General features: G+C 68.3%; 8 protein-coding genes. 1 reads left to right on the top strand and 7 read right to left on the bottom strand.

The genetic code is table 11. The annotated features are described in order from the left end of the window. Positions 1-69 precede the first annotated feature (69 nt). The 7 genes from trxA to ACWGDX_RS38500 all read right to left on the bottom strand — a co-directional run bounded on the left by trxA (position 70) and on the right by ACWGDX_RS38500 (position 9673). Positions 70-402, bottom strand: a complete 333-nt coding sequence (gene trxA, locus ACWGDX_RS38530; RefSeq protein ID WP_453633376.1) for a thioredoxin — start codon at positions 400-402, stop codon at positions 70-72. A 43-nt stretch (positions 403-445) separates the two neighbouring features. Continuing rightward, entirely contained in the window at positions 446-1417 is a 972-nt protein-coding gene (trxB, locus tag ACWGDX_RS38525) for a thioredoxin-disulfide reductase (protein WP_363079895.1), read from the bottom strand. A gap of 118 nt (positions 1418-1535) precedes the next feature. Then, on the bottom strand, positions 1536-2525 hold the full coding sequence (locus ACWGDX_RS38520; RefSeq protein ID WP_453633374.1) for an anti-sigma factor family protein: 990 nt from the start codon (positions 2523-2525) through the stop codon (positions 1536-1538). Beyond that, positions 2522-3226 carry an RNA polymerase sigma factor SigM gene (gene sigM, locus ACWGDX_RS38515; protein ID WP_453633372.1) on the bottom strand — a complete coding sequence of 235 codons (705 nt, stop codon included), beginning with the start codon at positions 3224-3226 and terminating at the stop codon, positions 2522-2524. The genes ACWGDX_RS38520 and sigM overlap by 4 nt, the downstream gene beginning before the upstream one ends. Positions 3227-3269: 43 nt before the next feature. Then, entirely contained in the window at positions 3270-4985 is a 1716-nt protein-coding gene (locus tag ACWGDX_RS38510) for a protein kinase family protein (protein WP_453633370.1), read from the bottom strand. A 119-nt stretch (positions 4986-5104) separates the two neighbouring features. Continuing rightward, positions 5105-7243, bottom strand: a complete 2139-nt coding sequence (murJ, locus tag ACWGDX_RS38505) for a murein biosynthesis integral membrane protein MurJ (protein WP_453633368.1) — start codon at positions 7241-7243, stop codon at positions 5105-5107. A gap of 45 nt (positions 7244-7288) precedes the next feature. Continuing rightward, positions 7289-9673 carry a DUF6049 family protein gene (locus tag ACWGDX_RS38500; RefSeq protein ID WP_453633366.1) on the bottom strand — a complete coding sequence of 795 codons (2385 nt, stop codon included), beginning with the start codon at positions 9671-9673 and terminating at the stop codon, positions 7289-7291. 214 nt (positions 9674-9887) lie between these two features. Here ACWGDX_RS38500 and ACWGDX_RS38495 point away from each other — a divergent pair, with 214 nt between their 5' ends. Continuing rightward, a complete protein-coding gene (locus ACWGDX_RS38495) occupies positions 9888-11354 on the top strand; it encodes a CCA tRNA nucleotidyltransferase (RefSeq protein ID WP_453633364.1) in 1467 nt (488 codons plus the stop codon). Positions 11355-11497: the final 143 nt, after the last annotated feature.

Genomic DNA, 11497 nt, shown 5'->3' with positions numbered 1-11497 from the left:
CGTTCCCCCAGTCGGGGGAACGGGCCCGTTTCACGTGAAACATTGGAGTCGGCTGTCGGCCGACGCCGCTTACTTGCCGATGAAGCTCTCCAGGTCGCGCACCAGGGCGGCCTTGGGCTTGGCGCCGACGATGGTCTTGGCGACCTCGCCGTTCTGGTAGACGTTCAGCGTCGGGATGGACATGACGCCGTACTTGGCTGCGGTGGCCGGGTTCTCGTCGATGTTGAGCTTGACGATCTCGATCTTGTCACCGTGCTCTGCGGCGATGGCTTCGAGCGACGGCGCGATCTGGCGGCAGGGTCCGCACCAGGTGGCCCAGAAGTCCACCAGTACGGGCTTGTCGCTCTTGAGGACATCCTGCTCGAACGACTCGTCGGTCACATGCTTCAGGTCGCCGGCCACGGCGGCCTCCTTCGGTTTGTGGGGCGTGGGTCGGTACAGAGGTTCAGACGGTGGCGGTCTTCTCCGGCTCGGCATGCTCGCTGTCGCTCAGCGCGGCGAGGAAGCGCTCGGCGTCGAGAGCGGCGGAGCAGCCGGTGCCCGCAGCGGTGATCGCCTGACGGTAGGTGTGGTCCACGACATCACCGGCGCCGAAGACACCGGACAGGTTGGTCCGTGTCGACGGAGCGTCGACGGTGAGGTAGCCCTCGCTGTCCAGATCGAGCTGGCCCTTGAACAGCTCGGTCCGCGGGTCATGGCCCACCGCGATAAACAGACCGGTCACCGGGAGAGCCGAGAGCTCGCCGGTCTTGGTGTTGCGGAGGGTCAGACCGGAGAGCTTCTGATCGCCGTGGATCTCCGCGACCTCACTGTCCCAGGCGAACTTGATCTTGGGGTCGGAGAAGGCACGGTCCTGCATGGCCTTGGAGGCACGCAGACTGTCCCGGCGATGGACGATCGTGACGGACTTGGCGAAGCGCGAAAGGAAGGTGGCTTCCTCCATCGCGGTGTCGCCACCGCCCACCACGGCGATGTCCTGATCCTTGAAGAAGAAGCCGTCGCAGGTGGCACACCAGGAGACGCCGCGACCGGAGAGAGTGTCCTCGTTGGCCAGGCCGAGCTTGCGGTGCTGGGAGCCGGTCGTGACGATCACGGCCTTCGCCCGGTGTACCGCACCCGCCGTGTCGGTGACCGTCTTGATGTCACCGGTGAGGTCGACGGAGATGACATCGTCCGGGACGAGCTCGGCGCCGAAGCGCTCCGCCTGTGCCCGCATGTTGTCCATCAGGTCCGGGCCCATGATGCCGTCGCGGAACCCCGGGAAGTTCTCCACATCGGTGGTGTTCATCAGCGCACCACCAGCGGTGACGGCGCCCTCGAAGACCAGCGGCTTCAGCGATGCACGCGCGGTGTACAGCGCGGCCGTATAGCCGGCGGGCCCGGAGCCGATAATGATCACATTACGGACGTCGCTCACGGGATTCTTCCTCGTCTCTGCAGACTGCCTACTGGGGCCGGATCAACGACTTGCACCCCATCCAACGGATCCTACGGGTCCCGCATTCCCGAGGCTCCCCGCAGCACGGCAGGTGTCGTCAGCGGCGCGGGTAGGCGTGCGTCAGCAGGACCTTCCCCTTGACCGTGGAAGGGTTGTCCACACAGGTGGCATCGACCACATACGCCTGGATCTGGCTGATGTCGGTGGAGTGGGACAGGACGACGAGATAGGCGCGGCTGCCCTGATACCTGCCCTCCTGGGCGGCGAGGACGGGCTCGGTACGGCCGATGCCCTGCTCGACACAGGACGGCACCTCGGGCGTGGGCTGGAGCAGAGGGAAGTTCGAGGTGTTCCGCCCAGTCGGGGAACCATCCTGTTGGTTTCCCGGCCGCCTCTTTCCCGGGTCCGCTGCCGAGCCGGAGGCCAGCAGGGCGTCCACGCTGTTCTGGAGCCGCTCCTCGGTGAACTCCCGGTCATCGCTCTTTGCGGAGCTGATCCCTGAGCTGGTCTGTTTATCGATGCTGTCGGTGCCCGAATTCAGCGACTGGAGCAGCAGAACACTCACACCCACGGCGGCTGTACCGAAGACAGCCCCCAGAACGACGGTACGGCGGCGACGGCGGGTCGGAGCAGTACGGCCGGGGCCGGTGGCCGCCCTCGGCCGCCCCGCCGGGCGGTCTGCCCGTACGGCCTCGGCCTGCGGGGCGTCCGGGGCCGAGATCTCCACTGATGTGGAGGAGGCGTCCGATGTGGAAGAAGCGTCCGGCACGGCGTGGGCCTCGGAAGGGCGCGATGTTTCACGTGAAACATGCGCGGCTTCGTCGGGCGCGGTGGCACTCAGGAGTGCCTCTGCCGCCAGTGCGGCATCGATACGCTCCGCGACATCGGTCGGCATCCGGGGCGGTCCGGGCAGGGTGCCGAGGAGTCCCCTGATCTCTTCGAGCGAGTCATGGACATCGGCGCAGAGCGCGCAGCCGTCGAGATGATCCCTTATAGCGGCGGCACGGGACGGCGGGAGCAGGCCTTCCGCCAGATCGGAGATCTCCGAGACATCCGGGTGCTGAGCCATGTCGGTCGTCGATGTCATGCGCGCCCACCTCCGCCCTTCACTCCGGCGGGATCACTTGGTCCTGAATCCCTTGGTGCTGATGCCGGTGGGACGGATCCCCCTGGCGTCCGGTTCCTTCCCCTGCCGAGATCGCCGCTATCCCCGGTGTCTCCTCGGAGATGGGTGAGCATGGGGAGCAGTCTGGCCCGGCCACGGGCGCAGCGGCTCTTCACCGTTCCGGTGGGGACACCCAGGATCGCGGCGGCCTCCGCCACCGGGTAGCCCTGCATATCGACCAGCACCAGAGCCGCCTGCTGGTCGACGGGGAGTTTGGCCAGCGCTGCCAGCAGCTCACGGTGGAGGTCCTGGCGCTCGGCAGGAGCCTCCGCCGACTCATGCGGCTCCAGGAGCTGCTCCAGCCGCTCGGTGTCGTCCATCGGAGAGGTCTTGCGGGAGGCGGCCTTGCGGGCCCGGTCGAGACAGGCATTGACGGTGATCCGGTGCAGCCATGTGGTCACCGCGGACTGACCGCGGAAGGTATGGGCCGCCCGGAAGGCGGAGACCAGAGCGTCCTGCACCGCGTCCGCCGCTTCCTCCCGGTCACCGAGCGTCCGTATGGCGACGGCCCAGAGCCGGTCGCGGTGGCGCCGTACCAGTTCACCGAAGGCATGAGGGTCGCCCGCGACATGAGCGCTCAGCAGGTCCTGGTCACTTGTATCGCCGAGTGCGACGTCGTCCAACGGTGAGCCCCCTCCCCTGGTCCGGTCGGCTCCCCTGGTCCGGTCAGCCGGTGATCTTGATCTCCGAGATACCGCCCCGGAAGAGAGAAGCGGATCCGTCGCTGGGCAGTTCGGTGATGTGGATCAATACGTATCGGGTTCGCACGGGCTTGTCGAGCGCGCGCTTCAGGGTCTTTCCGACCGTCTCCAGCTTGGTGAGCCGCTGGGGGAAGTCCGAGAGGCCGGTCGGAGCCGATGCGTCCGGGTCTGCGGCGAGTACTTCCGCCGTGTGACCGGCGCGGTACATGTCGAGGTCGATGCCGGAGACAGCCTGCACGCTGCCGAGATCAACGATTATCCCGCTGCCGTCCTTGCGATTCGGGAGATTGCCGAAGTTGGCGTAGCCCTTGTACTGGAGCGTGATCCAGGAGGTGCCGGCGTTCCCGTCGATGGCGTTCGGTACGAGTTCGGGTTTTATTCCGGCCCCGCTCGGCATGAACTCGGTCGCGCCGGCGATCCTGAGCGGCTTCAAGGGCTTGATCGGCTTGTCCCCGTCTCCGGTGGTGGTCTCGGTGGGAGGGGCGTCGGTCCCCGTGTTGCTGCCGTCCAGCAGACGGTCGGCGACCTGCCAGCTTCCCAGGCCCAGGGCGGCGATGAGGAGCGCCGCGACGGTCCATTTGAGGGCCTTGCCGGTACGTCCTTGGAGCGGGGGCGGCGGGATGGGCACCGGCTGGGTCGGCACCGTTCCCAGGCCTGCCTGGGTACGCCCGTAGGTGCCCTGCTGGTAGGTGGTGCGCTGGTATTCGGGCGGGGCGGTGAAGGTGGGCTCCGGCCGCCGGATACGGGGCATCTCCGCGACCGCGGCGGCCAGCTCGTCCGGGGTGGTGCACGGCGGTTCCTGGCGGGACGCGGTGGCGCCGTCGTTGATCAGGGCCCGCATGGCGAGTTCCGAGAGACCGCGGTGGACTCCCGCGCGTACCTGGTCGGGGGCGATCAGCCCGACACCCTTGGGAAGGCCGGAGAGACCGTAGGCATCGGTCTCGTACGGCCAGCGCTGTGTCAGCGCGGCGTAGAGAAGCGCGCCGATGGCCTCCGTGTCGGTGCGCTGCGGCCGGTCGGCGCGGATCCCGCGCAGCGCGGCGTTCACGGCGAGACCGCGGATCCGGTACTGGCCGGTGGATGTCCGCAGGACCGCTCCTGGGGTCAGCCGCAGATGGGCGAGACCCTCACGGTGGGCGGCCGCCATGGCCTGGGAGACCTGGCTCACCAGCTGGTAGGCGTCATGGGCCTCCATGGGGCCCGAGGCGAGGAGGGCGGTGAGTTCCACGGCGTCCGGCAGCCACTCGTGGACGACATAGACGAGGTCGTTCTCCTCGACGGCGTCCAGGACCTGGACGAAGCGCGGATCACCGAGCAGCGCGGCGGAACGGGCCGCGGCGAGCACGGAACGGGCCCGCGGATGGTCGGCGGGGAGGAGATGTACGCCGACGGCACGGCGCAGCTTCTCGTCCACGGCACGCCAGCTGCTGAAACCGTCCAGACGGGTGACGCACTCCTCCAGGCGGTAGCGTCTGGCGAGTTTGTGGCCGCTGTGCAGCTCGGGCGTCGCGATGCCCGGCACGGTGCTCCGCTGCTCGCCGCCCGTGTCCGGTGCGGACTTCTCCGCAGTGTCCTGGGCTTTCGCCACCCCGTCGGCCGTGGCCTTGTCCGCCTTGGCGGTCAGCGGTTCATCACCGCTGTTGTCGGCCACGTCGACGGCAGCCGTGCTACGTTCCGCCACCGTCGCTCCTGCCTCCCCATCCGTTGCGCGCTATCCAACAGCCAAGCCAATTGTGCCCACAGTCGGACGCTATGCACGACACGCGGCAGCCGACGATGGTTGTGCTCGGCCGCGCCGTTCTACCGGCCGAGGCGTCCGCGCACCATACCGACCATGGAGTTCAGCTCTTCGATCCGCATCTTCTTCGCGGCGACGAAGAAGATGCCCAGCAGGACGATGCCACCGCCGATCAGTGCCACCAGCGAGGCCATGGCGCCGCCGCCGAGAGCGTCGAGGACGACATAGGCGAGCCCGCCGGCCGCGAGGGCTCCGGGAACGGAGGCCAGGCAGAGCCGGGCGTACGTACGCAGGACGCGGCCGCCGTCCAGATCCCCGCCCAGCCGCTTCCGCAGCCTGCGCCAGGCGATACCGACACCGACCGTGTAGGCCAGACCGTACGAGGCGGCCATGCCGACCACGGCCCAGCGGGACGGCAGCACCACATAGCAGCCGGCCGAGGCCGCGGCGTTGACCACGGCGACGATGACGGTGTTGTAGAAGGGGGTCCGGGTGTCCTCGTAGGCGTAGAAGCCACGCAGGACCACGTACTGCACGGAGTAGGGGATCAGTCCGAGGGCGAACGCCATCAGGATGAAGCCCATGGACCGCGCGGACTCCAGACCGCTGGACGAGAACATCAGCACGGAGATCGGAACGCCGAGCGAGAGGAACGCGAAGGCGATCGGGACGATCGCGACCGCCGAATTGCGCAGCCCCTGGGAGATGTCGTCGCGCACCGCGCCCGGGTCGCCGTCGTGGGCGGCGCGGGAGATACGGGGCAGCAGCGCGGCCATGACCGAGACGGTGATGATGGCCTGCGGCATGCCCCAGATCAACTGGGCGTTGCTGTAGGCCAGGATGCCGGTGCCGTCCTTGCCGGAGGCTTCGCCGGCGGCGGTGGCGAGCTGGGTGACGACGAGCACGCCGGCCTGGTTGGCGAGGACGAACAGGACGGTCCACTTGGCCAGCTTGACCGTCTTGCCCAGACCGTGGCCCTTCCAGTCGAAGCGGGGGCGGAACCGGAACCCGGTCTCACGGAGGTAGGGAATCATCGCCAGGGCCTGGACGGTGAGGCCGAGCAGCGTACCGATGCCCAGCAGCCGCACCCCGTCCGCCGGGATGCTCTTGACCGTCATGTCCGAGTCGGCGGCGGTGCCGTACACCCAGATGAACAGACCGAACGTGGCGATCATGACGATGTTGTTGAGGACCGGAGTCCACATCATCGCGCCGAACTTCCCCCGGGCGTTGAGGATCTGGCCCATCACCACATGCACACCCATGAAGAAGATCGTGGGCAGGCAGTAACGGGCGAAGGTGACGGCCACGTTGTTGGCGGCGGGATCGCCGGCGATCGTGTCCGACATCAGCCGGACGAGCACCGGCGCCCCGTACACGGCGAGGGCCACGATCGCCCCGAGCGCCACCATGACGAGGGTCAGCAGCCGGTTCGCGTAGGCGACGCCACCGTCCTCGTCGTTCTTCATCGCCCGTACGAGCTGCGGTACGAAGACGGAGTTGAGACCGCCGCCGACGGTGAGGATGTAGATCATCGTCGGCAGGGTGTAGGCGACGGTGAAGGAGTCACCGAGCAGCGCGGCGCCCAGGGCGGCCGTGATCACCAGGCTCCGTACGAAGCCGGTCAGCCGGGACACCAGCGTGCCGGCGGCCATCACCGCACTCGACTTGAGCAGACCCGCGGCCTTGCCCTGCTTCTTGGCCGGGGGCGGGGCGGGCGCGGCCACCGGCTCCGGCTCGGTGAGCGTCTGTCCCGTGCCCTGCTGGTCGCGGTAGAGATGCGCGAACGCGTCCTGCTCCGGAATCTCGTCACCGGCCCAGGAGACGAGGTCGTCGACGCCCGTGTACTGAGTGGTCCTCGGGTCGTCCCCGTACGGCAGACGGCGGGAGGGGCCGGACGGCTCGGGCGGCGGGGTCTGCGCCCAGATACGGGGGTCGGGGGCGTACTGCTGCGCGGGCGGCTGCTGGTACAGGGCCTGCGGATCCGGATAGGTGCCCGGGGGCGGAGGCGGGTGCGAGGCGCGGTCGTACAGCGCCTCGGTCACCGGATCCTGCGCGGAGAGGTCCTGCGCCCAGTAGGGGTCCTGGTTGTAGGCATCCTGGACATAGGGATCCTGGGCAGGCGGCGCGGAAGGCGGAACCTGGCCTGCCGGATCGCCGCCCGCGCCCTGTCCGCGGTCACCGTCGTACGGCGCGTTCATGGTTACCCCACCTCATCGTCCCCGGCCGACCGGCCACGACATCGCTCAACGGTCCACTTTCTCACCCGGGCCCGACGCGTCCGCGCTTTCTGGTGCGGTGTCCGGTGTCGGGTCACTCGGCTGCTCGGGTTCCGTGTCCTCCACGGCCCGTGCGGCGTCCGTGTCCTTCGTGTCGCGCGGACCCACCGTGGAGTCGGCATCGGCTCCGTCGGCGGTGCCGGTGGCGTCGTCCATGGGCCCGGCGGCGGCCTTACGGGCCACCGCCCGCTTGCGCTGGCTGTACATCTTGACACCGGCGAGAACCAGCAGCAGCACACCGCCGGCGATGACGAGCATCACGGTGGGCGTGATCTCGGAGACCCTGACCTGGAAGGTCATGGGCCCGCCGTAGAGCTTGCCGTCCTCCGTGTAGAGCTGTGCGGTCACCAGGACCGGGCCGTTGGCATTGCCCGCTCCGGTGAACTTCACCGACTGGCTGTGCCCGCCGTCGATCTTGATGGGCCGCTCCGCCATACGCGCGCCGCCGTCGAGCTTGAGGCGCGTCGGCTTGTCGGACGTGAGGCGCAGCGTCAGATTCTGGACGCCCTGCACCAGCTTGTTCTGCACGGTCACCGGGATGGTCGCGCTGCGGCCGGACAAGGTGAGGACGGACTTCGGGATGAGCTGCACCTCGTCGGTGAGGCCCAGCAGATAGCGCTCCACCGTGCCGCGGTACTGCTGCGCCGAGTCCCCGTCACCACGCCACGACGTCGACACCGCACGGCCGATCGCGTTGCCGAAGGGGGCGGCCACCCGGTCCGGTGAGCTCAGGATGGCCTTGAAGCTGTCCAGCCGGCTCTGTGTCCTCTGGATGTCGAGGAACGCCTGTGTGGGCAGCTCCTGGTCGCGGAGCTTCTTCGGGTACCGACCGGAGGCGGGGACCTTGGTGGTGGCGTCGTCGTCGGGCGTGGCCGCCGCCGCGGTGATCAGATCGGACGGTTCCGTCCAGCGCTCGGTGTCCAGGCCGCGCAGCGCACGCGCCATCGACTGGGCCTGGGCCGCCGTCGGCATCCGCTGCGGGGCGACCACGATGCTGCGCTGGTCGTCGGGCTCCTGAAGGGTCAGGGCCAGCGACTGCGCGAGGAACTTCTGCACCGCCAGGGTCGAGCTGCCCGTCACCGTCATATCGCCCTGGAAGGCGGTGGAGAGCCGGGTGTCGGCGACCACGGCCGTCGTCCCGCCGCCGATGGGCCGAGCGGCGCCGGCGGTGTACGAGAGGTTGTCCTGAAGGCTGTCGCCGCGGGTGATGACGTGGTGGGCGCCCGCGGAGGTCGCGACATCGACGATCGAAGGGTCGATCGCGCCGTCCACGGGCCAGGCGAAGTCGACGGACGGCTTCACATGGAGGACGGTCTCCACGGTCTTGCCGGCCACATCCGTGGCCGGCTGGAGATGGCTGAGCGCGCCGGAGACGTCCTTGCCGCGGTGGGCCAGCGACGCCAGATCCGGATCCCCGAACGGCAGGGCGACGACTTTACGGCCCTGTACGGCCTTCTCCAGGTCGTTGAGCCACTTGAGGGCCATCGCCTGATTGGTGCCCGGGACGGTGGTGCTCCCGCTTCTGACGCGGTAGTTCCGGGTCATCGCGTCGGCGGTCGCGAGCAGATCGGGGTCGATGACCCAGGTGACGGGAAGCTGGTTACCGAGGGAGACCATCTGCTCCAGCCGGCCGCCGGGGGCCAGTTCCTCGGCGAGGTCGTCGTTCTCGAAGACCGGCGTCTGCTGATCGTCCGAGCCGGTCTCCGCGGAGAGGTGCGTCGACGAGATCAGCGGCCAGAGATAGGTGAGCTCGGTCCTCTTCTCGGTGGCCTCGGGCTGCCAGGGCAGGAAGGTGCGCTGGATGCCCAGGAGGTGCGCGTACGGAGCGGAGGAGGTCTGACCGGTCAGTGAGACACCGAGCTGGTAGACGCCCTCGTCATCGAGCCCGAGCTTGTTGACCGGTACGGAGAGGGTGAAGTCCTGGGGGATCCCGGAGGTGAGCTTCGGGAGGGTGACCTTGTACTTGCCGTCGATCGGGGCCGTGTCGGCCGTGGAGCCGGCGGAGCGGGCCGAGGCGTCGTCGATCGCGGTCCTGCCGAAGAGCCGCGAACCCACCCGGAGATCCACCTGGGCGTCGGTGATCGTTCCCTTGCCCTTGTTGGTGACCGTGCCGGAGATCGTGAGGGTGTCGCCCTGCACCGGCGCACCGGGGGTCAGCGTGTTGAGCGCCACAGCGACTGTACGGGCACCATCGGCTGCCGTCGCGCCGGCGTCCGCGTGGGCCGCGGGAGCCGCCGCACCGGCCACCAGGCCCGCCAGAAGCGGCGCTCCGGCGATCAGGGAGGCTGTGCGCCGCAGCCACCGGCGGGCAGGAGAGTGAACCATCCCCTGGAAGTCTGCCGCCTCCGCCACGCGCTCGCCCGTCCCTCGTCATCGTTTGCTGCCGTCGGTGGTTTGTCGATTCCTGCGTCCACGCATGGTAACGATGTGCGCTGTGGCGAAGTGCTGGGGACTGCTCCACATGATCGGAAGAATCTCATGCGCAGCCGGAATCCCCCGCATCGGAGGCCGGAGGAGCCCGAAACTGGGCCGCTCGCGGCAGCCGCGGCACGTACCCTTTTCTGTTGTGCCGAACGCCAATGAAGTCAGTCCCAGTGCACTCAGCCAGGTGCAGCGCCGCGCGGTCAGTGAACTGCTGCGGGTTTCCCCCGTCGCCGATGATCTGGCGCGCCGATTCCAGGATGCCGGATTCGGTCTCGCTCTGGTCGGCGGTTCGGTCAGGGACGCCCTTCTCGGCCGGCTCGGCAACGATCTGGACTTCACCACCGATGCCCGTCCCGAGGACGTTCTGAAGATCGTCAGGCCATGGGCGGACGCGGTCTGGGAGGTCGGGATCGCCTTCGGCACGGTCGGCGTCCAGAAGGACGCCCGTGTCGAGGACGTCGATCAGCGCTTCCAGATCGAGGTGACGACCTACCGTTCGGAAGCCTACGACCGGACGTCGCGCAAACCTGAGGTGTCGTACGGGCACTCCATCGAGGAAGACCTCGTACGCCGGGACTTCACGGTGAACGCGATGGCCGTCGCGCTGCCGCAGAAGGAGTTCATCGATCCTCACGGCGGGCTGGAGGATCTCTCCGCGCGGGTGCTGCGCACCCCCGGTACCCCCGAGGAGTCCTTCTCCGACGATCCGCTGCGGATGCTCAGGGCCGCGCGGTTCGCCGCGCAGCTGGACTTCGAGGTGGCCCCGGATGTGGTCACGGCCATGACGGCGATGTCCGGCCGGATCGAGATCGTCTCCGCCGAGCGGGTGCGTGACGAACTGAACAAGCTGGTTCTCTCCGCGCGTCCGCGCAAGGGGCTGGCGCTGCTCGTCGACACCGGGCTCGCCGACCGGGTGCTGCCGGAGCTGCCGGCCCTGCGGCTGGAGAGCGATGAGCACCATCGGCACAAGGATGTGTACGAGCACTCGCTGACCGTTCTTGAGCAGGCCATCGATCTGGAGAAGAACGAGCCGGATCTGGTACTGCGACTGGCCGCTCTGCTGCATGACATCGGCAAGCCCAGAACACGGCGCTTCGAGACGGACGGCCGGGTCTCCTTCCACCACCATGAGGTTGTGGGCGCGAAGATGGTCAAGAAGCGGTTGACCGCGCTCAAGTACTCCAACGATCTGGTGAAGGACATCTCGCGATTGGTGGAGCTGCATCTGCGCTTCCACGGTTATGGGACCGGGGAGTGGACGGATTCGGCGGTGCGGCGGTATGTGCGCGACGCCGGTCCACTGCTGGACAGGCTCCATAAGCTGACCCGCTCGGACTGCACGACGCGTAACAAGCGCAAGGCGAGCGCGCTCTCCCGTGCGTACGACGGTCTGGAGGAGCGCATCGCCGAGCTTCAGGAGCAGGAGGAGCTGGATGCGATCAGGCCCGATCTGGACGGCAACCAGATCATGGAGATTCTGGATGTGGGCCCAGGTCCCGTGATCGGTTCGGCCTATAGCTTCCTGCTGGAGCTACGGCTGGAGAACGGGCCGATGGAGCGCGACGCGGCTGTCGCCGCCCTTAAGGAATGGTGGGCGACCCAGAAGTAGAGGACGCGGCCGGACGATGTGATGAGCCGCCGCCAACGCAGCGCGGGTCATGTTTCACGTGAAACATGACCCCCGCAGGGTGTGGTTTGGGGGGTTTTTTGACGTGTAAGATAGCCGTAGGCGCGTCAGAGGCACGGCGACGG

The sequence above is a fragment of the Streptomyces sp. NPDC055025 genome (genome assembly GCF_053608565.1).
The sequence above is the reverse complement of the archived record's forward strand: the minus strand, read 5'-3'. Positions and strand labels throughout refer to the sequence as shown.